The 24,407-nt window shown below is 66.9% G+C and carries 24 protein-coding genes; 8 read left to right on the top strand and 16 right to left on the bottom strand.

The genetic code is table 11. The annotated features are described in order from the left end of the window. Nucleotides 1–9 precede the first annotated feature (9 nt). Both EEB15_RS10520 and EEB15_RS10515 read left to right on the top strand, forming a co-directional pair. Nucleotides 10–1,707, top strand: coding sequence for a hypothetical protein (locus tag EEB15_RS10520; RefSeq protein ID WP_141509800.1), 1,698 nt, complete (start codon nucleotides 10–12; stop codon nucleotides 1,705–1,707). Next, complete coding sequence (locus tag EEB15_RS10515; protein ID WP_141509799.1) at nucleotides 1,704–3,065, top strand: MATE family efflux transporter; 1,362 nt, start codon at nucleotides 1,704–1,706, stop codon at nucleotides 3,063–3,065. Before EEB15_RS10520 ends, EEB15_RS10515 begins: the two co-directional genes overlap by 4 nt. Here EEB15_RS10515 and phoR read toward each other — a convergent pair. The 7 genes from phoR to pstS form a co-directional block, all read right to left on the bottom strand. Next, nucleotides 2,992–4,350 carry a phosphate regulon sensor histidine kinase PhoR gene (gene phoR, locus EEB15_RS10510; protein ID WP_141509798.1) on the bottom strand — a complete coding sequence of 453 codons (1,359 nt, stop codon included), beginning with the start codon at nucleotides 4,348–4,350 and terminating at the stop codon, nucleotides 2,992–2,994. The two genes, EEB15_RS10515 and phoR, sit on opposite strands and share 74 nt — an antisense overlap. Before the next feature lie 37 nt (nucleotides 4,351–4,387). After that, complete coding sequence (gene phoB / locus EEB15_RS10505) at nucleotides 4,388–5,095, bottom strand: phosphate regulon transcriptional regulator PhoB (RefSeq protein WP_141509797.1); 708 nt, start codon at nucleotides 5,093–5,095, stop codon at nucleotides 4,388–4,390. A gap of 85 nt (nucleotides 5,096–5,180) precedes the next feature. Continuing rightward, entirely contained in the window at nucleotides 5,181–5,885 is a 705-nt protein-coding gene (gene phoU / locus EEB15_RS10500) for a phosphate signaling complex protein PhoU (RefSeq protein WP_141509796.1), read from the bottom strand. 18 nt (nucleotides 5,886–5,903) lie between these two features. Further along, on the bottom strand, nucleotides 5,904–6,689 hold the full coding sequence (gene pstB, locus EEB15_RS10495; RefSeq protein WP_199236503.1) for a phosphate ABC transporter ATP-binding protein PstB: 786 nt from the start codon (nucleotides 6,687–6,689) through the stop codon (nucleotides 5,904–5,906). Nucleotides 6,690–6,693: 4 nt separating this feature from the next. Further along, nucleotides 6,694–7,584: a phosphate ABC transporter permease PstA gene (pstA, locus tag EEB15_RS10490; RefSeq protein ID WP_141509795.1), complete on the bottom strand. Its 891-nt coding sequence runs from the start codon at nucleotides 7,582–7,584 to the stop codon at nucleotides 6,694–6,696. Next, on the bottom strand, nucleotides 7,581–8,543 hold the full coding sequence (gene pstC, locus EEB15_RS10485; RefSeq protein ID WP_199236509.1) for a phosphate ABC transporter permease subunit PstC: 963 nt from the start codon (nucleotides 8,541–8,543) through the stop codon (nucleotides 7,581–7,583). The genes pstA and pstC overlap by 4 nt, the downstream gene beginning before the upstream one ends. Before the next feature lie 130 nt (nucleotides 8,544–8,673). Then, nucleotides 8,674–9,714 (bottom strand): phosphate ABC transporter substrate-binding protein PstS, encoded by a 1,041-nt coding sequence (gene pstS / locus EEB15_RS10480; protein WP_141509793.1) that lies wholly within the window; start codon nucleotides 9,712–9,714, stop codon nucleotides 8,674–8,676. A 180-nt stretch (nucleotides 9,715–9,894) separates the two neighbouring features. On the opposite strand from pstS, the gene EEB15_RS10475 reads away from it, so the two are divergent. From EEB15_RS10475 to EEB15_RS10460, 4 genes are read left to right on the top strand one after another with little or no spacing between them, the layout of a single operon-like run. Next, entirely contained in the window at nucleotides 9,895–10,377 is a 483-nt protein-coding gene (locus EEB15_RS10475; protein WP_141509792.1) for a fasciclin domain-containing protein, read from the top strand. 3 nt (nucleotides 10,378–10,380) lie between these two features. Further along, nucleotides 10,381–11,517, top strand: coding sequence for an ABC transporter substrate-binding protein (locus tag EEB15_RS10470; RefSeq protein WP_141509791.1), 1,137 nt, complete (start codon nucleotides 10,381–10,383; stop codon nucleotides 11,515–11,517). 43 nt (nucleotides 11,518–11,560) lie between these two features. Then, complete coding sequence (gene ppx / locus EEB15_RS10465) at nucleotides 11,561–13,045, top strand: exopolyphosphatase (RefSeq protein WP_141509790.1); 1,485 nt, start codon at nucleotides 11,561–11,563, stop codon at nucleotides 13,043–13,045. Nucleotides 13,046–13,058: 13 nt separating this feature from the next. Continuing rightward, nucleotides 13,059–14,093, top strand: a complete 1,035-nt coding sequence (locus tag EEB15_RS10460) for a transporter (RefSeq protein WP_141509789.1) — start codon at nucleotides 13,059–13,061, stop codon at nucleotides 14,091–14,093. A gap of 22 nt (nucleotides 14,094–14,115) precedes the next feature. On the opposite strand, the gene EEB15_RS10455 is transcribed toward EEB15_RS10460, so the two are convergent. Further along, nucleotides 14,116–15,603, bottom strand: coding sequence for a CYTH and CHAD domain-containing protein (locus tag EEB15_RS10455; RefSeq protein ID WP_141509788.1), 1,488 nt, complete (start codon nucleotides 15,601–15,603; stop codon nucleotides 14,116–14,118). Between the two features lie 95 nt (nucleotides 15,604–15,698). Here EEB15_RS10455 and EEB15_RS10450 point away from each other — a divergent pair, with 95 nt between their 5' ends. Then, complete coding sequence (locus tag EEB15_RS10450) at nucleotides 15,699–16,223, top strand: hypothetical protein (RefSeq protein WP_141509787.1); 525 nt, start codon at nucleotides 15,699–15,701, stop codon at nucleotides 16,221–16,223. A 33-nt stretch (nucleotides 16,224–16,256) separates the two neighbouring features. Beyond that, nucleotides 16,257–16,646 carry a hypothetical protein gene (locus tag EEB15_RS10445; RefSeq protein ID WP_141509786.1) on the top strand — a complete coding sequence of 130 codons (390 nt, stop codon included), beginning with the start codon at nucleotides 16,257–16,259 and terminating at the stop codon, nucleotides 16,644–16,646. Between the two features lie 5 nt (nucleotides 16,647–16,651). On the opposite strand, the gene EEB15_RS10440 is transcribed toward EEB15_RS10445, so the two are convergent. The 8 genes from EEB15_RS10440 to EEB15_RS10405 form a co-directional block, all read right to left on the bottom strand. Beyond that, the gene (locus EEB15_RS10440; protein ID WP_141509785.1) at nucleotides 16,652–17,104 is read right to left on the bottom strand and encodes a hypothetical protein; all 453 of its coding nucleotides are present in this window, start codon (nucleotides 17,102–17,104) and stop codon (nucleotides 16,652–16,654) included. A gap of 4 nt (nucleotides 17,105–17,108) precedes the next feature. Next, complete coding sequence (locus EEB15_RS10435) at nucleotides 17,109–17,723, bottom strand: hemolysin III family protein (RefSeq protein ID WP_141509784.1); 615 nt, start codon at nucleotides 17,721–17,723, stop codon at nucleotides 17,109–17,111. 12 nt (nucleotides 17,724–17,735) lie between these two features. Continuing rightward, a complete protein-coding gene (locus EEB15_RS10430) occupies nucleotides 17,736–18,197 on the bottom strand; it encodes a histidine phosphatase family protein (protein WP_141509783.1) in 462 nt (153 codons plus the stop codon). 17 nt (nucleotides 18,198–18,214) lie between these two features. After that, on the bottom strand, nucleotides 18,215–20,302 hold the full coding sequence (ppk1, locus tag EEB15_RS10425) for a polyphosphate kinase 1 (RefSeq protein WP_199236502.1): 2,088 nt from the start codon (nucleotides 20,300–20,302) through the stop codon (nucleotides 18,215–18,217). Nucleotides 20,303–20,327: 25 nt separating this feature from the next. Continuing rightward, nucleotides 20,328–21,434 carry a glycosyltransferase family 1 protein gene (locus EEB15_RS10420; protein ID WP_141509781.1) on the bottom strand — a complete coding sequence of 369 codons (1,107 nt, stop codon included), beginning with the start codon at nucleotides 21,432–21,434 and terminating at the stop codon, nucleotides 20,328–20,330. Then, the gene (locus EEB15_RS10415) at nucleotides 21,431–22,297 is read right to left on the bottom strand and encodes a UDP-2,3-diacylglucosamine diphosphatase (protein ID WP_141509957.1); all 867 of its coding nucleotides are present in this window, start codon (nucleotides 22,295–22,297) and stop codon (nucleotides 21,431–21,433) included. Before EEB15_RS10415 ends, EEB15_RS10420 begins: the two co-directional genes overlap by 4 nt. A 30-nt stretch (nucleotides 22,298–22,327) precedes the next feature. Next, the gene (locus EEB15_RS10410; RefSeq protein WP_141509780.1) at nucleotides 22,328–23,149 is read right to left on the bottom strand and encodes a GNAT family N-acetyltransferase; all 822 of its coding nucleotides are present in this window, start codon (nucleotides 23,147–23,149) and stop codon (nucleotides 22,328–22,330) included. Nucleotides 23,150–23,229: 80 nt separating this feature from the next. Beyond that, nucleotides 23,230–24,156, bottom strand: a complete 927-nt coding sequence (locus EEB15_RS10405) for a DUF2817 domain-containing protein (RefSeq protein ID WP_370283494.1) — start codon at nucleotides 24,154–24,156, stop codon at nucleotides 23,230–23,232. Nucleotides 24,157–24,407: the final 251 nt, after the last annotated feature.

The following is a 24,407-nucleotide window of genomic DNA, read 5'->3' as shown; positions in this document are numbered from 1 at the left end:
ATCACGCGCTTGAACCAGCCGACCCCCGCGATCGTTGCCCAGGATGCCGTGCGCCGGCTGCCGCGCGTTGCGCTGCTGCTGTTCTGCCTGGCGTACGTGCTGCCCGGTTTCATCGGCCGCGAACCGTGGAAGAACGCGGACATCGCGGCTTTTGGCTACATGTTCGAAATGGCGAGCGGCGGAGCCTCCTGGCTTGCGCCTCAGCTGCTTGGCCAGCCCCCCGAGTTCGACGCCCTGCTGCCCTACTGGCTGGGCGCCTGGGCCATCCAGGCCGCGCCGTCGTGGCTGCCGGCGGATCTCGCGGCCCGCCTGCCCTTCGTGCTGCTGCTGGCCATGACCTTGCTGGCCACCTGGTACGGCGTCTATTCCCTGGCACGCAGCCCGCAGGCGCAGCCCGTGCCTTTCGCCTTCGGCGGCGAGGCCAGCCCCCCCGACTACGCGCGGGCCATGGCTGACGGCGGCCTGCTGGCGCTGATCGCCACACTGGGCCTGGCCCAGCTCTCGCACGAAACCACGCCCGCGCTGGCCCAGGTGGCTTTCACGTCGGTCAGCTTCTTTGCGATCGCGGCATTGCCCCGGCGTCCGGGCATCGCCATACCCTGCCTCTTCGGCGGCCTTGCAGGATTGGCACTGAGCGGCGCGCCGTCGATGGCGGTGCTGTTCGCGGGTGGCGGACTGGTGCTCGGCTTCTTCGACCGGGACCGGGACGTCGACACCGAGTCGCGCCTGCTCCCGCCCTGGAAGGTCGCCGCGCTGCTCGCGGCCGCCCTGCTCGCCACCGCCGCACTCAGCTGGTGGCTGGGCCTGTGGCAGTGGCGCCTGAGCCCGGACGGCCTGTCACGCGACGCACGAGCGCTGGGCCGCCTGCTTCTGTGGTTCACCTGGCCCGTCTGGCCGTTGGCGCTGTGGACGCTGTGGCGCTGGCGCCGCCAGCTGGCGAGCCGCCACGTCGCCCTGCCCCTTTGGTTCGTGCTGGTGTCCGTGGTGACCACCTTCGTCACGCCGTCTTCCGACCGGTCACTGCTGCTCGGGCTGCCGGCGCTGGCGACACTCGCCGCCTTCGCGCTTCCTACTTTCAGCCGCAGCGCGAGCGCGCTGATCGACTGGTTCACGCTGCTGTTCTTCAGTGGCTGCGCCTTCGTCATCTGGGTGATCTGGATCTCGCTGCAGACCGGCGTGCCCGCCAAGCCCGCGGCCAACGTGGCCAAGCTCGCGCCGGGCTTCGAGCCCAGCTTTTCGCTGGTGGCGTTCCTCGCGGCGCTGGCCGCGACGCTGGCCTGGGCGTGGCTGGTGAAGTGGCGCACGGGCCGGCACCGCCAGGTGATCTGGAAAAGCCTCGTGCTGCCCGCCAGCGGTGCCGCGCTCTGCTGGCTGCTGCTGATGACGCTGTGGCTGCCGGTGCTGGACTTCGCGCGCAGCTACACCACCGTGGTGCGGGGTGTGGCGATGCGCATCGACCAGCCGGGCTGCGTCGAGGCGTTCGGCCTCAGCCGCGCGCAAGCGGCGGCTTTCCGCTACCACGGCAACATGGACCTGCGGAAGGCTTCCAAGCAGCCCGCCTGCCCCTGGCTGATCGCCACTGTCGACCTGCAAGCGGCCATGCCGGTGGCGCTGGACATGCACCGCTGGCAGCTTGTCGCCACCGTCCGGCGCCCCGTCGACGCGCACGACAACGTACTCCTCTATCGGAGAGCCGCCACCAAGTGACCGAGCTGCGCACCCTGGCGCGCCACGCGGGCACCGTGCTGGTCGGCCAGCTCGCCGTGATGGCATTCGGCGTGACCGACACCATCGTCGCCGGCCGTTACTCGCCCGAGGCGCTGGCCGCCCTGTCGGTGGGCTCGGCCGTGTTCATCAGCGTGTTCGTGGCGTTGATCGGCGTGATGCAGGTGCTGCTGCCCGCGTGGGCCGAGCTGTACGGTGCGGGACGCCACGAGGACCTGGGCCAATCGGTGCGCCAGTCGCTTTACCTGTTCGCGCTGGCCACCGTCGCCGGTTTCCTGGGCCTTTTCCTCTCGGCGCCCCTGCTCCACTGGACCGACGTTCCCCCTGCCATGCGAGGCGACGTGCAGGCCTACCTTGCGGCGCTGGCCCTGGCGCTGCCTGCCACGCTGCTGTTTCGCATGTACAGCTCGCTCAACCAGGCGCTGCACAAGCCATTGCTGGTCACGTGGCTGCAGATCGCGGCGCTCGGCCTCAAGGTACCGCTCTCGATCTGGTTCTGCTTTGGCGGGCTCGGGCTGGACGCGCATGGCGCCGTGGGCTGTGCCTGGGCCACTGTCGTCGTCAACTACCTGCTCGTCGGCGGGGCCTTCTGGCTGCTGCGCACGCAGCCGCTGTACGCGCCGTTCGCGCTGTGGCGGCGCATCGAGCCGCCGAATTGGCGCGTGATCGGCCACCACCTGCGCCTGGGCGTGCCTGCGGGGCTGGCCGTGATGGTCGAGGTGACGTCGTTCACCCTGATGGCGCTCTTCATCGCCCGCCAGGGCGCGCTGGCATCGGCCGCGCACCAGATCGCCGCCAACCTCGCCGCTGTCTTCTTCATGTCGCCGCTGTCGATCGCCATCGCAACTTCTGCCCGGGTAAGCTTTTGGCTGGGCGCCGGCGATGCCCGCAAGGCCCGGCATTCGATCCGCAGCGGCTTCAAGCTCGCCCTGGCGGCCGCCCTGGGCATCTGCGTACTGCTCGGCCTGGCGCGCCATGAGATCGCCGCCGTGTACGCCGGCAACCCGGAAGTCGTGGCCGTTGCCGGAGGCTTGCTGGGTTGGGTTGCGCTGTACCACGTCGGTGACGCCGTCCAAGGGGTTTGCGTTTTCGTGCTGCGCTGCTATCGCGTGGCGGTCGCGCCGCTGATCGCGTACTGCGTGTTGCTGTGGGGCGCGGGCCTGGGCGGCGGCTACCTGCTCGCGTATCGCGGCATCGGCCCCTTTGCGCCGATGAACTCCCCGGCAGCGTTCTGGATCATGGGCGCCCTGGCGTTGGTGCTGCTGGCTAGCGTGCTGCCGCTGATTCTGTGGCGTGCTGTGCATGCGTGGCGCCCGCCTTTGCCGTACGCAGCCGGCTAGTAGGGAACTGGATCGCGAACGTCGAGCCCACGCCGGGCGTGCTGTCGATCTTCAGCTCAGCGCCATGGCGCTGCACGACGTGCTTGACGATCGCCAGCCCCAGGCCCGTGCCGCCCGTTTCGCGCGAGCGGCTGCGGTCGACCCGGTAGAAGCGCTCGGTCAGCCGTGAGATATGTTCCGGCGCCACGCCTGGGCCGCTGTCGCGCACCGAGAACTCGCCGCGTCCACCCTCCAGGGAGCGCCACTGGACCTGGATCGAACCGCTGGCGGGCGTGTACCGCACGGCGTTGCTCACGAGGTTGGACATGGCACTGAGCAGCTCGCTGCCCGCCCCGCCGATTTCCAGCGCAGGTGCGTCGCCAAAGCGCAGTTGCTGCGCCTTGCCCAGCAAGCCGGACAGCGCACGGGCTTCCTCTTCGCATTGCGTCATCAACAGGGGCAGCGACGTCCATTCGCCCGCGCCCGGCAGCGGACTGCCTTCCAGGCGCGAGAGCGTCAACAGGTCATTCACCAGCGTCTGCATGCGCTGGGCCTGCTGCGCCATCAACCCGAGGTAGCGGGCGCGGTCTTCTTCCGGCAGCGGCAGGTTTTGCAAGGTCTCGATGAACCCAGTGAGCACCGTGAGCGGCGTACGGATCTCGTGCGAAACGTTGGCCACGAAGTCGCGGCGCATCGCCTCGGCCTGCTCGACGCCGGTGATGTCGCGCGACAGCAGCAGGCGCCGGCCCTGTCCGTAGGGATGCAGGTGCACCGAGATGCGCATCGGCCGTGACGGCGTGCTGTCCCGGCCCTGGATGGTGATCTCATGCGAGAAATCGTTCCCGGCGTAGTAGACGGTGAAGGCCGGATCTCGCACCAGGTTTCCGATCAGCTGCAGCATGTCACGCTGCGGATCGATGCCCAGGTGCTGCGACGCCGTCTGGTTGCTCCATTCGATGCGGCCCTGGGCGTCCAGCAACACCACGCCGTTGGGCGAGGCCTGGATCGCCGCCAGGAAGTCCTGCAGGCGCTGCTGGGCGTCTTCGACCTGCTGGTCGCGCGCACGCAAGCCCCGGCGCATGCGGTCCACCGCTTCACCCCAAGGACCCAGCATTTCCGGCGCAGGTGCGGGCGAGCCGCGGCGCAGCCACCGCACCACCCGCAAGCCGCGCAACAGGTCCACGGCAAACCAGGCCAAGCCGCCCGCAGCGATGCCGGCAACAGCCCCGCGCTCTGCGCCGAACCACCAGCCCACTGCCGCACCCGCCAGCTGGCAGGCGAAAAAGATACCTATTCGCAGGAACATGAGGTGATTGTGCGTCCGGGCCGCGCGGCCGGGCCTTTCAGGCGGCGCTGGCCGTGGACACCTGCCCCGTGAGGCGATAGCCCGCACCGCGCACGGTCTCGACCATCGCACCCGCCGGGCCTAGCGATTCGCGAAGGCGCTTGACGTGGACGTCGACCGTGCGCTCTTCGATGAAGACGTGGTCGCCCCAGACCTTGTCCAGGAGCTGCGAACGGCTGTGCACGCGTTCCGGGTGCTTCATCAGGTAGTGGAGCAGCTTGAACTCGGTGGGGCCGATCTTCAGCGCCTTGTCTTTCCAAGTGACGCGGTGCGTGGCGGCGTCGAGGGCCAGGCCGCTGATCGTCACCGTCTCATGGCTCTGCTCCGGCGCGCGCCGCCGCAGCACGGCGCGGATGCGCGCCAGCAGTTCCTGCGTGGAAAAGGGCTTGGTGATGTAGTCGTCGGCACCGGCATCGAGGCCGGCGACCTTGTCGGGCTCATCGCCGCGTGCGGTGAGCATGAGGATGGGGATGGCCTTGGCGCGCGCATCGGCGCGCCATTTGCGCGCCAGCGCCAGGCCGCTCTGGCCGGGCAGCATCCAGTCCAGCAGGATCACGTCGGGCAGCACCGCGTCCAACTCCCGCTGCGCAGCCGTGCCGTCCTCGGCCCAGACCGGCTGGAAGCCGTTGTGGCGCAGGTTCACCGCGATCAGCTCGGCGATCGACGGTTCGTCTTCGACAATCAGGACGCGTGGCTGGTTCTTCATGCCGGACTCCCGCTGGGCCGCCCCAAGGGAGGCCAGCCCCCTCGGGGGGCAGCGACGACACGTAGTGCGGAGCGTGGGGGCTGCATCACTTGACTGCGGATTCGATCTCTTCCATCGAAGTATGGCGCACGTCCTCACCCTTGACGATGTAGATGATGAATTCGGCGATGTTCTTGGCGTGGTCCCCGATGCGCTCGATGGCCTTGGCCAGGAACAGCAGGTCCAGGCTGGCGGAAATGGTGCGCGGGTCTTCCATCATGTAAGTGATGAGCTTGCGCACGAAGCCATCGAATTCGCGGTCGATGAGGTCGTCTTCCTTGAGGATGGCGACGGCGGTGGCGGTGTCCAGGCGGGCGAAGGCGTCCAGCGCCTTGCGCAGCAGGCCGGTGGCCAGCTCGGCCGCGACCCGCAGTTCGGAGGCGGGCAGCGCCCGGACGGTACCGCTCTTCTCGATGATGGACAGCACCATGCGGGCGATCTTGCGCGTCTCGTCGCCGACGCGCTCGAGGTTGGCCGTGGTCTTGGACATCGCCATCAGCAGGCGCAGGTCACGCGCCGTCGGCTGGCGGCGGCCGATGATGGAGGAGATGTCGCGGTCGATCTCGACTTCCATCGCATTGACCATTGCCTCTATCTCGACCACCTTGGCGGCCGATTCGGGACTGAACTGCGACAACGCGTACATGGCATGGCGCAACTGCGATTCGACCAGGCCGCCCAGTTCCATGACGCGCGAAGACACCGCGTTCATTTCGCTGTCGAACTGGGAGGAAAGGTGTTTGTCTGGCATCTCGTTTCCTAGTCGGGCTTAGCCGAAGCGGCCGGTAATGTAGTCTTCCGTCTCTTTGCGCTTGGGCTTGAAGAAGATCTGTTCGGTCTCGCCCACTTCCACCAGGTCGCCCAGGTACATGTAGGCCGTGTAGTCGCTGCAACGGGCGGCCTGCTGCATGTTGTGGGTGACGATCACCACCGTGTAGTCGGCCTTGAGCTCCGCGATCAGCTCCTCAATCTTGGCAGTGGAGATCGGGTCGAGCGCGGAACACGGCTCGTCCAGCAGCAACACCTCGGGTTTGATGGCGATGCCGCGGGCGATGCACAGGCGCTGCTGCTGGCCGCCCGAGAGGCCGGCGCCGCTCTGGCCCAGCTTGTCCTTCACCTCGCCCCACAGCGCGGCCTTGCGCAACGCCCATTCGACCCGCTCGTCCATGTCGGCGGAGCCGAGGTTTTCGAACAGGCGCACACCGAAGGCAATGTTGTCGTAGATCGACATGGGGAACGGCGTGGGCTTCTGGAACACCATGCCCACTTTGGCGCGGATCAGCGCGACGTCTTGCTTCGAGGTCAGCAAGTTCTCGCCGTCCAGCACGATCTCGCCTTCGGCGCGCTGCTCGGGATAGAGCTCGTACATGCGGTTGAAGGTGCGCAGCAGCGTGGACTTGCCGCAGCCGGACGGGCCGATGAAGGCCGTGACCTTCTTCTCCGGGATTTCCAGGTTGATGCCCTTCAGGGCGTGGAACTTGCCGTAGAAGAAATTCAGGTCCTTGACCGAGATCTTGGACGCGCTCTCGCGCAGGGTCATGGTGTTGGAAGGCATTTTTCTAGATCCTGTTGCGGGTCAGCACGCGGGCCACGATGTTGAGGCCGAGCACGGCGACGGTGATGAGGAACACGCCGGCCCAGGCCAGCTGCTGCCAGTTTTCGTAAGGACTCATCGCGAACTTGAAGATGGTCACGGGCAGGCTGGCCATCGGCTGCGACAGGTCGGACGTCCAGAACTGGTTGGACAGCGCGGTGAACAGCAGCGGCGCGGTTTCACCCGAGATGCGCGCCACCGCGAGCAGGATGCCGGTGACGACCCCCGCTCGGGCCGCGCGCAGTGTGATGCTCATGATGACCTTCCACTTGGGCGCGCCCAGCGCATAAGCCGCCTCGCGCAAGCCGGAGGGAACCAGCATCAGCATGTTCTCGGTGGTGCGGATCACCACGGGGATGACGATCAGCGCCAGCGCGATGACGCCGGCCCAGCCGGAAAACGACTTGTAGCGGGCAACGATGACCGCATAGACGAACAGGCCGATCACGATCGAAGGCGCCGACAGCAGGATGTCGTTGACGAAGCGCGTGAGCGAGCCCAGCCAGCCCTTCACGTCGTATTCGGCCAGGTAGATGCCCGCCATGATGCCGACCGGCGTGCCGACGAACGTGGCCAGCGCCACCATCACGAACGAGCCCCACAGCGCATTGGCCAGGCCGCCTGCTTCGTTGGGCGCGGGCGTCATCTGGGACAGCGTGGCCCAGGTCAGGCCGGCCACGCCAAGCGTCACTGTCTCCCAGAGGATCCAGATCAGCCAGAAGACGCCGAAGGCCATGGCCCCCAGCGACAAGGTGAGCGCGATCTTGTTGACGCGTTTGCGGCCGGCGTACATGCGTTCGCGTTCGGCCTGCCGCTGCGCGGCCTCGATCAGGTGAGCCCCTGTGCCCGCGTTCATGAACGTGCCCCTTCGCTCTTGCGCAGTTGCGCGAGCAGCAGCTTCGACAGCGACAGCACCACAAAGGTGATGAAGAACAAAACGAGACCAAGGTAGATCAGCGCCGCCTGGTGCATGCCACTGCCCGCTTCCGCGAATTCGTTGGCCAGGGCCGAGGTGATGCTGTTGGCCGCCTGGAACAGCGAAAGCGAATCCAGCTGGTTGAAGTTGCCGATGACGAACGTCACGGCCATGGTCTCGCCGAGCGCGCGGCCCAAGCCCAGCATGATGCCGCCCACCACGCCGGCCTTGGTGTACGGCAAGACGACACGCGATACGACCTCCCAGGTCGTCGAACCGAGCGCATAGGCCGACTCCTTGAGCATCGGCGGTGTGACGTCGAACACGTCGCGCATCACGGAAGCGATGAACGGAATGATCATGATCGCCAGGATGATGCCGGCCGAAAGGATGCCGATGCCCACCGGCGGCCCCGACACCAGCGCGCCCAGGTAAGGCACGCCGGCAAACAGCGTTTGCAGCGGCTGCTGCACATAGGTCGCGAGGATGGGCCCAAACACCAGCAGGCCCCACATGCCATAGACGATGGAAGGCACGGCCGCCAGCAGCTCGATGGCAGTGCCCAGCGGACGCTTGAGCCAGGCCGGCGAAAGCTCGGTGAGAAACAGTGCGATGCCGAAACTCACCGGCACGGCAATCACCAGTGCGATGATCGACGTGGCGATGGTGCCGTAGATCATCACCAGCCCGCCGAATTCCTCGTTGACGGGATCCCACACCGTATTGGTGAGGAAGCCCAGGCCGTACTTCTCGATCGCCGGCCAGGCGCCGAGCACCAACGAGCCCAGGATCGCCAACAGCAGGCCGAGCGTAATCAGCGCGGCCCCCTTGGCGGCCCAGCCGAACAGGCGGTCGGCCAGGGCAGCCGCGATGCGGGGCCGAGTGGGCGGCGGGGTCATGTCGCGCTCGCGCCGCCGCGGCATGGCGCCGGCCATTTCAAGTGAGGCCTCATGGGCCGGAAGTGTAGAGGACACAAGCCCCTCCTCGGTTTGCGCGTCGCGCTGTTGTTATTCCCTGGCGAAACGGGGCTTACTTGACCGCGTAAACCGGCTTGCCGGACGCGTCCTTGATCTCGCCCCAGGCCTTCTCGATCTGCGTCTTCACACTGGCGGGCATGGGCACGTAGTCCAGGTCGTCGGCGGTCTTGTCGCCGTTCTTGTAGGCCCACTCGAAGAACTTGAGCGAGGCAGCGGCCTGCGCCGGCTTGTCCTGCACCTTGTGCATCATGATGAATGTGGCGCCGGTGATCGGCCACGCTTGTGCGCCGGGCTGGTTGGTGAGGATCTGGTAGAACGTCTTGGACCAGTCCGCGCCGGCCGCGGCGGCCTTGAAAGCGCCGTCTTCGGGGGACACGAAGGCGCCGTTGGCGTTCTGCATCTGGGCGTACGTCATCTTGTTCTGCTTGACGTAGGCGTATTCGACGTAGCCGATCGAGTTGGGCAGGCGGCCGACGAAAGCGGCCACGCCCTCGTTGCCCTTGCCGCCCGCGCCGGTGGGCCAGTTCACGGCGGTGCCCTCGCCGACCTTGGCCTTCCACTCGGCGTTCACCTTGGACAGGTAGTTGGTGAAGATGAAGCTGGTGCCCGAGCCGTCGGCGCGCCGCACGGCCGCGATCGCCGCGTCAGGCAGCGCCAGCGAGGGATTGAGCGCCTTGATGGCCGGGTCGGTCCACTTGGTGATCTTGCCCAGGTAGATGTCGCCCAGCACCTGGCCGTTCAGCTTGAGCTGGCCGGGAGCGATGCCCTTGATGTTGACCACGGGGATCACGCCACCGATCACGGTGGGGAACTGCAGCAGGCCCTTCTTGGCGAGTTCTTCGTCCTTCAAGGGCGCGTCGGAGGCGCCGAAATCCACGGTCTTGGCTTCGATCTGCTTGATGCCGGCACCCGAACCCACCGACTGGTAGTTGATCTTGACGCCCGTCGCCTTGTTGTAGTCGGCCGCCCACTTCGAATACAGGGGCGCGGGGAAGCTGGCGCCGGCGCCCGTGACGCCGTCCTGGGCCATCGCCAGGCCGGTGAAACTGACCGCCGCGGCGGCGAACGCAAGGCCGCAAAAACTCTTGTGCATGAGAAAACCTCTCGTGTTTGGAATCGGATGCTGCCGACTGTAAGAAGGCTTTGTGACAGCGCAATGACATCCTCCCCGGTGGGCCGATTCAGGTTTTGTCATGGTTTGGTCACAAACCAGTCACGGTTGTGTCACGCGCCGCACCTACGCTCGGGCGAACCCTTTACTGGAGGAAGAACCATGAACCGCCGCATCCTGATCGCTGCTCCCCTGTTGGCCCTGCTGGCCGCCTGTGCCACCCAGCCCGTGTCCGCCCCTGTTTCGGTGGCCGACACCATCGCCCACAACCCCAACCTCAGCACCTTGAACGGCCTGGTGGCCAAGTCCGGCCTGGCCGACACGCTCAAGGCCACCGGCCCCTACACCGTGTTCGCACCGACCAATGACGCCTTCAAGGCCGTGCCGGCCAAGACCATGGACGAGCTGGCAAGCAACCCGGCCAAACTGAAGGCCATGCTGAGCTACCACGTCGTGCCGAGCAAGATGATGTCGGCCGACATCAAGAACGGCAACGCCAAGACCGCCGAGGGCGGCAATGTGGCCCTGTCCAAGGCCGGCGAGTTCGTGACAGTGGAGGACGCCATGGTCCAGCAGTCGGACATTGTTGCCACCAACGGCGTGGTGCACACCGTCGACCGCGTCCTGATGCCGCCGCGCCGCTGACCCATGACCCACCACGCCATACCCCGCCGGCGGATTCTCGCGGCGGGGGTTGGGGCATTGCTGGCCGGCGCCGCCCCCGCCTGGGCACAGCCCGGACGTGCCACCGGCCGCCCCCTCGCCATCGCACAGATCGTCGATACGTCGGCGGCCCAGCAGGACGTTTCGAAGGATTTCCTGATCGGGTCGCGCGCCGCCTGGCAGGACATCAACGCCAAGGGCGGTGTACGCGGCAAGCCCGTACAGCACCTTTCGATCGAAGTCGATGGAACATTGCCGAGCTTGCAGGCCGCCCTCGCCTCCATCAAGGACAACCCGAATTGCGTCTGCCTGTCCGGCACGTCAGGTGACCCGGTCGCGACCCAGCTGGCCGGCCTGCTGCGCCAGGAAAACATCGCCATCGCGCACGTCGCGCCCTGGCTGCAGAACTCCAGCCTCGAAGTGGACGACCGCACTTTCCCCATCTTCGCCGCGCGCCAGGAACAGATCGGCCATGCGCTGAAGTCGCTCACGGTGATGGGCGTTCAGGATGTCGGCGCCGTCTACGCATCGTCGTCCGAATTCAACCTCTACCACCAGGACCTGGAGCGCATCGCCGGCGAGTTCAAGGTCAAGCTGCAGAGCTTCCGCGCGGAAGGGGAGCTTTCGCGCCTCGGGCAGCGGCTGACTCAAACCACGCCCGCCATCCTGCTGTTCGTCGGTGGCACGCCGGAGCTGGTGCAGTTCACCCAGGGCCTGGACAAGCAATCGCGCCAACGCTATGTGGTGGCGCTGGCCGACGTGAACCTGCTGACCATGATGCAGATGGGAGGATCGCGCAGTACACCGGTGATCGCGACGCAGGCGGTGCCGATGGTCAACTCGAGCCTGCCCGTCGTGCGGTCCTACCGGGAAACGCTCGGTCGCCTGTTCGACGAACCGCCCACCCCGCTCTCGCTGGCAGGCTACATTGCCGCACGCTACACCTATGAAGTGCTCGCGGACATCGACACGGCGCCCACACGTCACAGCGCGCTGCTGGCCTTCCAGCGCCGTGGCGCGACGGACGTGGGCGGCTACCGCATCGCGTTCAACCCGCAGCGGCGCAGCGCGACCTATGTGACGCAGAGCATGTTGACAGTGGACGGCCGCGTTGTGGGTTGAAAAGGCCCAGCGCGGCGCCGGCGTTTGCTATGCTGGCCCGAACATGCAAAACGGAATCCTGCTCGCCGCGGTCGACCTCGGCTCCAACAGTTATCGCCTGGAGATAGGCCGCCACGATCACGGCCAGATCCAGCGCACGGAATACATCAAGGAAACCGTGCGCCAGGGCAACGGCCTCGACGAAGCGCGCAACCTCACGCCCGAGGCCATGCAGCGCGGCTGGGACTGCCTGGCGCGCTTCGCCGAGCGGCTGGCCGGGTTCAAGCGGGCCCAGGTGCGGGCGGTGGCGACGCAGACGCTGCGGGAAGCGCGCAACCGGGATGAGTTCCTGGCCAAGGCGCGGCAGGTGCTCGGCTTTCCCATCGACGTGATCTCCGGGCGCGAAGAAGCCCGCCTTATCTACCAGGGCGTGGCCCACCTGCTGCCGCAGTCGGCCGAGCGCCGGTTGGTGGTCGACATCGGCGGGCGCTCCACCGAGCTCATCCTCGGCCAGTCGTTGGCGGCCAAGGTGACGGAGAGCTACCGCGTGGGCAGCGTCGCCTGGTCGATGAAGTATTTCCCGCAGGGACAGTTCACCGTGCAGGCCTTCGAATCCGCCGAGATCGCCGCCAAGGCCGTGCTCGACGAAGCGCTCGACGCCTACCGCCCGGAGACCTGGGACGTGGCCTACGGCTCGTCCGGCACCATCGGCGCCGTGGCGGACGTGTTGGCCGCGGCCGGGGGGCCCGCAGGAACCATCACGCGGGACGGATTGAATTGGTTGTACGAGCGCCTGCTGGAAGCACGCAGCGCCGACCGCCTGCGGATGGACGGCCTCAAGGACGACCGGCGCCCGGTGGTGGGCGGCGGGGTCAGCGTGCTGCGCGCCGTCTTCGACTTGCTGGGCATCGAAGAGATGCAGGCGGCCCAGGGCGCCTTGAGGCACGGCGTGCTGTATGACCTGCTGGACCGCGAACAGGGCGAGACCGATGTGCGCTCGTCCACCGTGCAGCGCCTGGCCGCCAAGTTCGGCGCCGACCCGGCGCAGGCCCAACGGGTGGGCAAAGTCGCTTGCCAGCTGCTGCGCCAGCTGCGCGCGGGCGAGAGCGCGGCCGAACTCGCACGCCACGTGCGCAAGCTGGGCTGGGCCGCACAGCTGCACGAAGTCGGCAGCGCCATCTCGCACAGCGACTATCACAAGCATGGCGCCTACATCCTCGACAACGCCGATGCGCCGGGCTTCGCGCAGCCGGAGCTGCACCGCCTGGGCCTGCTGGTCCTGGGCCACCGGGGCAAGTTGCGCAAGCTGGAAGCGGACTTTGAAGACTCGCTGTTCGTCCATCAGTTGCTCTGCCTGCGGTTGGCCGTGATCCTGTGCCACGCGCGGCGCGACCCGGACCTGAAGGGCCTGCAGATCCGCGCCGCGGGCCAACAGGTCACGTTGGGCCTTCGTCCCGAATGGACGAAAGCTTTTCCCCAGTCGGCCCACCTGCTGCGCGAGGAAACCGTCGCCTGGCAGAAGACGCCTTGGGCGCTGCTGCTGGCGTGAGCGCCGTTTGCCCATGGATCACGCGGTTTCGAACTATGGCGCGGATGAATCGGGCCTGATCTGCGGCTACCTGTTCGAGACCGGCGCGCCCGCTGTGCCCGTCGATTCGCGCGCGGCGGCCGAGAGCATGGCTCTGCTTCGACAAGCGCCGCCCGCTGACGGCGAAGCGACGCCCCGCTTTCTCTGGCTGCACTTCAATTTGGCACACGCCTCCGCCGTGCGCTGGCTGGAGCGCCACGCCGGCCTGACGCCCACGTTCTACGACGCCTTGAAGGACGAGTTGCGATCCACCCGCATCGAACGCGACGAAGACGCGTTGATCGCGGTCGTCAACGACGTGCACTTCCACTTCTCGTTCGACACTTCGGACATTTCCACGCTGTGGGCCAGCCTGGACAGCCGGGTCGTGGTGACGGCGCGGCTGGCGCCGCTGCGCTCCATCGACCAGCTGCGCACCGCCATCAAGCGCGGCGAGCCGATCCGCTCGACAGTGGAGCTGCTGGAGCGCCTGCTGCGCGCGCAAGCCGACGTGTTGGTGGACATCGTGCGCGGCGTGACGCGCCAGGTCGACAAGGTGGAAGACGAGCTGCTGTCGAACCGGCTCGATCTCAAGCGCTCCAAGCTCGGCGCACTGCGCCGCCTGCTGGTGCGGCTGCAGCGGCTGCTGGCGCCGGAGCCCGCGTCACTGTTCCGGCTGCTGCAGCACCCACCGGCGTGGATGGGCGCGTCCGACACGCAGCAGCTGCGCGAAGCCACGGAGGAATTTTCGGTGGCGCTGCGCGACATGGCGTCGCTGCAGGAGCGCATCAAGCTGCTGCAGGAAGAAGTGGCGGCCATCGTCAACGAGCGCAACAGCCGAAGCCTGTTCGTGCTGACGGTAATGACGGTGCTGGCGCTCCCGATCAACATCCTGGCCGGCCTGTTCGGCATGAACGTGGGCGGCGTCCCACTGGCGCAAAACGACCATGGTTTCTGGGTCGTCGCGGCCATCGTCGCGGTCTTCACCGTCGTGGCGGGCTGGGTGGCGTTCCGGCGGCGCGACGCCTGAGCGCCGGCAACTACCGCACCGTTCAATCCCAGAAGGGCTTGGCCTTGGCGAAAGTTTCGAGTTCGTGCTGGCATTGAGCCGCGTTGGGCGCGCGGCGCGCGGTGTGCCAGCCCGCCCCGAACCATGCCACCGGGTCCCGCTCGGCCAGGCTCCGATAGGCCTCCAGCGCCATCAGCTCATCGTTGTACAGGCCCAGCGCGTCCTGCACCGGCTTGAGCGCCGCGATGAAGTCGCGGGCCCTCTTTGCCGGAAAGAGCGGCGCGACGAACTCGGCCAGGTAGCGCAGCCGCTTCAGGCGCTTGCGCACACGATGCTGCCGGTGCGGGTCCAATTGCTGGAAGCGGCGGCCGTCCCGGACGCCCTGCGCATGCAGCTTCTCCAGCCGCGCGCCCAGCATCTTCAAGGCCTTTTCCGATGGCAGCCCGGCCACCTCCCGCATTTGCGCGGAATGCGTGAATTCGAGCAGGCCCAGCAAGACACCCTGAAAAGCGGGGGACCGCACTGCGGCTTCCAGATCCGGCGGGTCGGCCAAATCCCCGACATGCAGAGCCGGCGCGCCTTGTGCCTCGAGCTGCGGCTGCGTGATGGCTTGCAGGCGGCCGTGATCGCGATGGAGGCCAAGGACCCGGAACGCGTCGACCAGCGGCGCCTCCCAGGCCGGGTCCAGCGACGGCGCAAGCGCACGCAGTTCCCGCAAGGCGCTGCGCAGCCGGCGGACACCCACACGCAGTTGGTGTACGTGCTCCGCTTCGACACTTCCGGCGCCGACCTCGCTGGCGTTGCCCAGCACCTGTTCGAGGCAGGCGCCGATCACCGCGGCCATGATCGCGCAGCCGCGTTCGCCTCGGCGCAAACGCGGGGTAACAGCCTCCACCGCCGGGCCGAAAGGCCGGCCCTCGGCCAGGCGGCGACCCTTCGCCGACTTGCTGGTCGTACTGAGCCACAGGCCGTGCGCGACAAGCCACTCGTGCGCAAGCCGCACCGCGTCCGCGGGATCGCCTTCCAGCAGTTCAAACTCGATCTCGCATAGCGCAGCTTGCGCGTCACCCGCGAGCACCTTGCCGCGGTCGAGCGCAATTTCGATCACGGAACTCTTGCATCGCACTCTGCGCGCGAGGCGCTGCACGTCCGTTTCGAACCTGGACTGCAACACCGGCGCGTCGTCCAGCGACCGGGCCTTGAGCGCCCGTGCAATCCTTTCACCGACCGCCGTATCGGCGTGGCGCGACAGCGAGACATCGGGCACGGCGCCGGCGGGCAGTACGCCGATCGCGACGTTGTGCTCCAGGCGCGCCAGCGGCCCCTCACCGCCGCACTTGGCGGTCTGTACCCAGACTCGCCCTTCCTTGCGCAGACGCACGACGATGCCGGCGGCGGCGAGCTCATCGCCGTGGGTATCGAAGTAGCACGCCCGCAAGCGCTTGCCCGTTGCCCCGCCTTCGCGAACAGCGGCCAGCACTCCCGCCAGCCGCGACGCGGGAATCTCGAGTTTGAGTTCGAACTCAGTCATTGCAGGCCTCACCCGCCATGTTATTCCTCCGCAGGTTCATTCGCGCGTCATGAAGGCGAGGTGTACTCGATCTCCTTCGGAAGGAGGACATGGCCATGCTGCTTCAGAAAACCGAGCGGGCACGCACCGAACTGCGGCCCGGCGTGCGCACGTTGGGCCAGCGCGAACGCAGCTTGCTGCTTCTGTGCGACGGAAAGAAGTCGCTGATGGATCTGCGTCCGCTGTTCGACGGGCTGGGGGAACAGATCGTGCTGAACTTGATGCAGCGGGGCTACCTGGAGCCCCTCACGCGCGAACCCCGGGCCGCGCGGTCCCCGGAACCGGAGGTCGCCGCGCCGTCGCCACCCGCCCCTGTCGGATCCGCCGACGGGTTCGAAGGCAGGCGGTCGCTCGCCACAACCCGCATGTTCCTGTTCGACATCTGCGAGCGCATGTTCGCCCGCCGCGATCCGGCACAGGCCGAGCGGTTCCGCGAAGCATTGCGCGACGCGAAAGACCGCGAGTCGATGCTGGCGGCCGGCCGCGAAATGATTGCCGAAATCGAGCGTGTCGCGGGACACGAGCGAGCGGATTCGATCAGCGAACGCATCGCCATGCTGTTGCCCCTGGAAACGGTATAAACTATATACACCGTTTAACCAGGAGAAAGAAACATGGCAACTGCGAAGAAGAAACCCACCACGGCCGCCAAACCCACCGCCCCCAGCCGCAAGGCCGCATCGGTTAAGCCGGCGCCCCACGCAGCAAAGACGCCGGTTGCGAAGCCCGCGCCGGCGCCAGCCGTGGCACCCGCAGCCAAAGCCCCGAAAGTGGAAAAACCCAAGAAGCCCAAGCTCGTGCGCGACAGCTTCACCATCCCGAAGGCCGAGTACGCCGTGCTCGAACAACTCAAGGAGCGCGCAGCAAAATCCGGCACGCCCGCGAAGAAGAGCGAAGTGCTGCGTGCCGGCATCAAGGTGCTCTCGGTGATGGGCGACGTGGCGTTCGCCGCCGCCCTCGCTGCGGTGCCTGCGCTCAAGACGGGCCGGCCGGCCAAGGACTGAAGCGGTCAGTTCGGCTTCGCCGCGAAGTCGCCCTTCCACCCGGGCGTTGCGATCTGGAGCTGCCCGGCCGATCGGCGGGACAGCGCGAACGTGCTGCCGCCCGCCATCGACTGGCGCAGTATCCAGTGCGCGGCCGGGCCGATGCGGATCCGTCCGATCCGGGCTTCGAGGGCCGCCCCCATCCGGCAAACCACGGCCGGGCCTTCGGCCCACAGGCCTTCATGGGTCTTGTTGAATGCGAGGAAGAGCGCGCCGTCCTTTTCCGTGATGGACACGACGAGCGGCTTGCCGTCGGTCATGGAAGTTTCCTCCCAGCGCAGGGGAAACGGCGAGTCGCCCGCGAGGATGGCCAGCCCTTCCAGCGTCCGCGTGCAGTTCTGCGGGTCGGCGGCAGCGGGGCGGCAAAGGCAAAGCAGTGCCAGCACCAGGAGGAAGTGGGAGGTTGCGCGCGTGGTCACCGGATCACAACACGAAGCCCGCCACCGCGACAAAGTGACTGGCCGTGCCTCCCAATACGAACAGGTGCCACGTTCCATGCGCGTGCCGCAGGCCGGTGGGATTGCGGTAGAAGATCGTTCCCGCCGTGTAGAGCAAGGCCCCGGCCACCAGCCATGCGAGACCACCCGCCTCCATGCGCGCAACCAGCGGGAATGCCATCAGCAGCCCCAGCCAGCCCATGCCCAGGTAGATTCCCAACGAGGGCCGCGCGCCCTCCCCGGCCCGCAGTTCCCGCCGAATGCCGAATATCGCTGCAGCCCAAACCACGCAGAGCAGGCTCCACCCCCATGCGCCCTCGAGAGTGACGAGCGCCAGCGGCGTATAGGTGCCCCCGATCAAGAGATAGATGGCGCAATGATCCGCGCGCTGCCAGATCCGTTTCGCGCGGCCGCGCGTGCTGTGAAACAGCGTGGAGGCTCCGTACAGCGCCAGCATCGACAACGAAAATACGATTGCGGCCACGATCCTGGCGGCATCGCCCCCGCGCAGCGTCTGTTCCAGCAGCAGCCCGGTCCCGGCGAGCGCCAGTACCAGCCCCAGCAAGTGGCTGTAGCTGTTGAAGCGTTCTCCGGCGTGCATGGGCCAGGGCCCCTAGACGGCGTCGGGCGACTGCACCGCCACAACCACCGTCTGCTCGTGGCCGTCGCGTTCGCGGGTACGCAGCCACCAGACCGAGCCCTTGCGGACGGCGCAGGTGCCGTGCTTGAGGTGCAGCAGCCGCGCGATGACGTCGCCGAGCGTCGGCTGGTGGCCGACGATGAGGACGGGATGCCTGGCTTGCGGCCACTGCGCGGCATCGAGCACGCTTTCCACCGGGACGTCGGGCGCCAGTTCCTCGCGCGTCTTGTACTTGCGCCCCAGCGCCAGCACGGTCTGTTCGCAGCGCACGGCGGGGCTGCACAGGATGCGTGTGCCATCGGGCAATTGGCGGTCCAGCCACGCGGCAACGCGGGCAGCCTGTTTTTCTCCGCGAGAGGTCAAGGCGCGCTTCAGGTCGTCCTGGCCTTCGGCAGCGTCTTCGGCTTCGGCGTGACGCCACAAGATCAGGTCCATCGTTCTTCTCGAGAGGTCTAGCCGCGCGGCGCGGCATAGCGTGCCATCAGGGCGGCCTGCGCGCCGTGACCCTTGGGCTCGCCCGCGCCCTTGACGCGCTGGTAGGTGCCGTCGGCCATCAGGTCCCAGGCATCACGGTCGTCGTGCAGGCAGGCCACCAGGCATTCGTCGACGATGCGTTGCCGCAGCTTGGGGTCGTTGACCGGCCACGCGAGTTCGATCCGCCGCAGCATGTTGCGATTCATCCAGTCGGCGCTGGACAGGTAGAGCTGCTCCTCGCCGTCCACCCGGAAATAGAAAACGCGCGAATGCTCCAGGAAGCGGCCGATGATGGAGCGCACCCGGATGTTGTCCGTCACGCCCGGCACGCGAGCTGGCAGCATGCAGGCGCCACGCACGATCAGGTCGATCTCCGCACCGCGCTTGCCCGCACGCACCAGCGCCAGCATCAGCGCCTGGTCGGTGAGCGCGTTCATCTTGAGCACGATTCGGGCGTCTTTCCCCTGCGCCGCCGCCTCGCCGGCGGCGTCGATGCGCTCGAGCAGTTTGCGGTGCAGGTGGAAAGGGGCGAGCCAGAGGCTGTTCAACTTCGGCAGCCGGCTCTGGCTGGCGAGGTGGACGAAGACGTTCTCGATGTCCGCCGTCACAAGCGGGTCCGCCGTGAGGTGGCTGATGTCGGTGTAGAGCTTGGCCGTGCGAGGGTTGTAGTTGCCCGTGGAAAGGTGCGCATAGCGCACCAGGTGCTTGCCTTCACGCCGAGTCACCAGCAGCATCTTGGCGTGCGTCTTCAGGCCGACCACGCCGTACACCACCTGGGCGCCGATCGATTCCAGGCTTTCGGCCCAGTTGATGTTGGCTTCCTCGTCGAAGCGGGCCTTGAGCTCCACCACCGCCGAGACTTCCTTGCCGCGCCGCACGGCTTCGCGCAGCAGGTCCATCAGCTCGGACTCCACGCCCGTACGGTAGATGGTCTGCTTGATCGCCAGCACTTTCGGGTCGTGCACCGCTTCGCGCAGAAAACCCAGTACGCCCTCGAAGCTCTCGTAGGGCTGGTGGATCAGGATGTCGCGCCGCTTGATCTGGTCGAAGAAGGAGCGGCCGGGCACCAGCTGCGCCGGATACGAAGGCTTGTGCGGGGTGAACAGCAGTTGCGGCGCGTCGACGAGGTCGATCAATTGCGCGAGGCGCACCAGGTTCACCGGGCCGTGCACACGATAAAGAGCCTGCTCGGGCAGGTGGAACTGCTGCAGGAGGAAGTTGGCCAGATGCTCCGAGCAGCCCGCCGAAACCTCCAGGCGCACGGCCTGGCCGTAGTGGCGATGCTGCAGGCCCAGGCGCAGGGCCGTGCGCAGGTCTCGCACATCATCCTCGTCCACGGCCAGATCGGAATGGCGCGTCACGCGAAACTGCGAGAACTGGCCGACATCCCGCCCGGGGAACAGGTGTTCCAGGTGCGCGCGGATCACGCTCGAAAGCGAAACGAACAGCGCCTTGCCGCCCGACACTTTGGCAGGCATGCGGATCAGCCGCGGCAGAACGCGCGGGACCTTGACGATGGCGATCTCGTTTTCGCGCCCAAAGGCGTCCTTGCCCGCCAGCCGCACGATGAAATTGAGCGACTTGTTGGCCACTTGCGGGAACGGGTGCGCCGGGTCGAGCCCGACGGGGATGAGCAGCGGCCGCACTTCGCGTTCGAAGTATTCGTGCACCCACGCTTTCTGCGTCGTGCTGCGCTCGCCGTGCGAAATGATGGCTATGCCTTCCTTGGCGAAGGCGGGCATCAGCTCATCGTTGTAGAGCGCGTATTGCCGGTCGACGAGCTGGTGGGTTGCCTCGGCCAGCGCCTCGAACGACTGTACGGTGTACTCGCCCTTGCGGTCGCCCGCCTGCACGGCCGTCAGGTGGGGCGCGGTGCGCACCTCGAAGAACTCGTCGAGGTTGGACGAGACGATACACAGGTAGCGCAGCCGCTCGAGCAGCGGCACGTCGGCACGATGAGCCCAGTCCAGGACCCTCTCGTTGAACGCGAGGATGCTGTGGTCCCGGTCGAGAAACGAAAGGCTGTGGGTCGGCTCCGTGGGCGCTGGCACGGCGGTGGCGGACATGGGGGGAGTTAGCAACATGACAAAGTCATGACAGTGTCGGGGGTTCAGATGACAGTTGTGTGACAGGCGCGAGGCGCTGCGCGAGAGGCTTGCCGGCCGCCCCCTGCGCCGGAACCAGGTGGCCGGCGAAGATCGCGGTGGCGTGGGACCAGCTGAAGTCGAGCGCACGGGCGCGGGCCTCGTGCCGCGGCACCGCCAGCGCGGCATAACACGCCTGCTGCAGATCCTGGTTCATCGCGCCGCCGAGGCTGCGGCCCTGGTCGTCGTAGCGGCCCAGCACTTCGAGCGGGCCGTCCACCGGATATGCGGCAACCGGTGTCCCGGTCGCCATGGCTTCCACCATGACGAGGCCGAAAGTGTCGGCGTGGCTGGGGAATACGAACAAGTCGGCGGCGGCATAGACCTTGGAAAGCTCGTCGCGCGGCAGCAGGCCGAGCCATTTCACGTGGGGAAATTTCTGTTTGAGCTGCGTCTCCACCGGGCCCACACCGCACACCACCTTGGTACCCGGGAAGTCCATCTTCAGGAATGCGTCGATGTTTTTTTCGTACGAAACGCGTCCGACGAACAGCGCGACCGGGCGCGCCAGCAACCCCAAGGGCGGATAGGCTTGTGTGCTCGGATGGAATGGGAACAGTGCAGTATCGACCCCGTGCGTCCAGGCGCGCAGGTTGCGAAATCCCCGGGCATCCAGCATCCGCAGCACACTCTGCGTGGGCACCATGACGCCCGACGACGGCGCGTGGAAGTGGCGCATCAGCGCATAGCCCCACGATACCGGCATCCTCATCGCCGCGTTGACGATCTCCGGAAACTTCGTGTGAAAGGCCGTTGTGAATGCCAGCTTGCGCTGCAAGCAGTAGCGGCGCCCCGCCCAGCCCAGCGGCCCTTCGGTCGCCAGGTGGATCGCATCCGGCTGGAACGCGTCGAGCCTGGCCGTGAGCTGCGCCTTCGGCGCGATTGCGAGGTCGATGCCCGCGTAGCCCGGGCAAGGCCGCGTCTTGAACTGCCCCGGCTGGATCACTTCCAGGGTGTGCCCGGCCAGCGTGAGTTCGCGCACCAGTTCCACCAGCGTGGTGACCACGCCGTTGACTTGGGGTTGCCACGCGTCGGTCACCAAAGCGATCTTCATGCCATCTCCTCTTTTGTATGTGTGTCTTGCATCGTGCCGCCCTCGAGCGAAGGGTTCCAATGCACGAGTTCGAGCCGGCCGTCGAAGTGTTCGACCAGCGCTGTGCGGCTTTCCACCCAATCGCCATCGTTGCAGTAGAGGACGCCATCGATCTCGCGCATCTCGGCGCGGTGGATATGGCCGCACACCACGCCCTGGTGGCCGCGCCGCCGCGCCTCGTGCGCCACGGCCGTTTCGAAATCGGTGACGTAGTTCAGCGCCTTCTTGACCTTGTGCTTGAGGTAGGCCGAGAGCGACCAATACGGCAAGCCCAGGCGGCCGCGCAGGTTGTTGAGGTGCCGGTTGAGCTTGAGGGTGAACTCGTAGAGGTTGTCGCCGAGGTAGGCCAGCCACTTGGCGCACTGGACTACGCCGTCGAAATAGTCGCCATGGATGACCCAGAGCTGCCGGCCGTCGGCGGCCACGTGCACCGCCTCTTCCAGCACCTCGATGCCGCCGAACTGGTGGTTGACGAACTGCCTCGCGAATTCGTCATGGTTGCCCGGCACGTAGATCACCCGGCAGCCCTTGCGCGCACTGCGCAGGAGTTTCTGCGCGACGTCGTTGTGCGCCTGCGGCCAGTACCAGCGGCGGCGCAGTTGCCAGCCGTCGACGATGTCGCCCACAAGATAGAGGTAGTCGCTCGGATGGGCTTTGAGGAACTGCAGCAGCGCAGTGGCCTGGCAGCCGGGCGTGCCGAGATGCAGGTCGGAGATGAAGACGGTGCGGTAACGGCGGCGGACAGCCTCATCGTCGGCTTCGTGCGGGGCGGCGGCACCGAGCTGGGGAAGAATGGTCCCGAGAGCGTCGAAGGTGGTTCGCATCTCAGTGGCCGGGGTGCGCATGACGGTGTCTCATGCGCCCAGGAAGTGCTTGCGGTATCGCGGCGGCAGGTCCGCGATGCGCATCATCATCGGCAGGTCGGCGCTGTTGAAGTCCGGGTCCCAGGCCGGCGGGCCCAGAACCTTGGCGCCCAGGCGCAGGTACCCCTTGATCAGCGCGGGTGCCTCGACATCGAGCGTGCAGTCCAACTCGTCCACCGGCAGCGGCAGACGGGGAAGCACGCGGTATTCGATCGGTGCGAGGTGAGTCTCCTTCAACTGGCTCCAGACGCTGGCTGCCGCGTGGCCGCTCACCGTGCCGTTGTGAAGCATCGGGATGCTGGCGCAGCCGATCATCGTGTCCAGCTTGTTGCGCACCATGAACTCGGCAAGCGCTCCCCAGAGTGCGAGGATGACGCCGCCGTGGCGATGGTCGGCATGCACGCAGCTGCGCCCCAACTCGACCATGCGCTCCCGCATCGCGCGCAATCGCCACATGTCGAACTCCGTGTCGCTGTAGGTGCTGCCCACTCGCAGTGCCTGCGCCGGCGTCAGCACGCGATAGGTGCCGATCACTTCGCCGCTTTGCGCGTCGCGTACCAGCAGGTGCTCGCAGTAGTCGTCGAACAAGTCGATGTCGTGGCCGGGCACCCCTGCGTCCAGGCGCGCACCCATTTCGTTGGCGAAGACCTGGTACCTCAGGCGCTGCGCCTGGCGGACTTCGTCCTGGTGCTGGGCCCACGAAACCAGAATGCCGCCATGCCCTTCAGCGATGCTTTGATGAGGTCGGTGAAGTGACCCCCGTGGAAGCGAAACCGGTGACAGCGGCAGCGTGGGATTGGGCAGTTCGTTCATTCCGGCTCCTGTAGTTGGCTGGAGTTTGTGCGGCCCCGGTGAATCCCATGTGGCAATTCGGTGGCAGTTTGGTGACACTGTCATGCGCCATACCAGCGGCCATGCGCGGCTGCGCGATGCCGCTCCTGGTCCTGCGCGCCGGGCAGCCAGCGCGCGGAGGCAGCGGCGGCACGAAGGGTAAAGTCCAGCAGCGGCAGGTGGCGGCGCAACACACGCTGCTGCCGATGCGCGATCAATGGATTGAAGATGCCGTCCCGCGAAAAGAGTTGGCGCGGGTTCTTCTTGACCCATAGCCAGGAGCCCATCTCCAGTGTCAGCGGCAGGAACACCCGTTCAGGCGATTCGCAGGCATTCAGGTAGAGGTGGTCCCACAAGTCCCCGTGAGCGAGGTACTGGCGGCTCTGCGGCTCGAAGACGTAGTGATGATGGTTGTGGGTCTGCTCGAAGATCTCATGCAGCGCGTGGAGTTGAGCCAGGTGCGCGATGGGGCTGCGGCGATGGGCGAACGGGAACCAGATTCGGTCGCGCATGCCGAAACCCGAATGGCAGTCGAGGGCGAGGCTGAACGCTCGGCCGTGCATTTCGCGCCCTACGGCGTCGCACAAGGCCGCGCTCTCGGCCTCCATCGGCTCACCGCGGCGCCCGCGGTACCACGGCAGCCCGGCGCTGATGCGTTGGCCACCCACCAGCAAAGGCACGGGTTCCTGTGCGTCGACAGGCGCATTGCGCATCAGGTCCACGCCGTTCGGGTTGGCGCGCGTGCCGCGCAGCATGCCGCCCGGATTGACGATCGGCATGAAGACCAGGCGCACCTTGCGCAGCAGTTCGTGCAGGGACTCGTCCCATCGCAGCCGCATGACGAGGCTGTGCAGCCAGGCGATGACCACCTGCGAGCCGATGCGCTCCAGCCCATGCACACCGCCGAAGTAACCCACGCTTGCGCGGGCATCGGGATGGCCCAGCGTCACCAGGTACACCGGCACGGTGTGCCCGCCGTGTGCACGCACGGTCGCGGCGATGGCAACGTTGATGCCGGAGCCCGCCAGGGCAATGACGCGTTCGAGTTCCGCGAGTTCGGGAAGAGGCCCGCCGGCGGTCAGCGGGGCCTCCGCTCACGCAGCCGCCAGAGCTGCAGAGACGCGAACTCCGCGAGGCCCCGCAGCACGGCGGCGCCCAGCGCGAGCATGTGAACCGGATGAAGCGGACGAATGTTCATCGCGCGATGGTGGCGCATCAATATTGCAAAATGATGAAAGAC

Source organism: Ramlibacter sp. WS9 (assembly GCF_003797765.1).
Lineage (GTDB): Bacteria > Pseudomonadota > Gammaproteobacteria > Burkholderiales > Burkholderiaceae_C > Ramlibacter.
The sequence above is the reverse complement of the archived record's forward strand: the minus strand, read 5'-3'. Positions and strand labels throughout refer to the sequence as shown.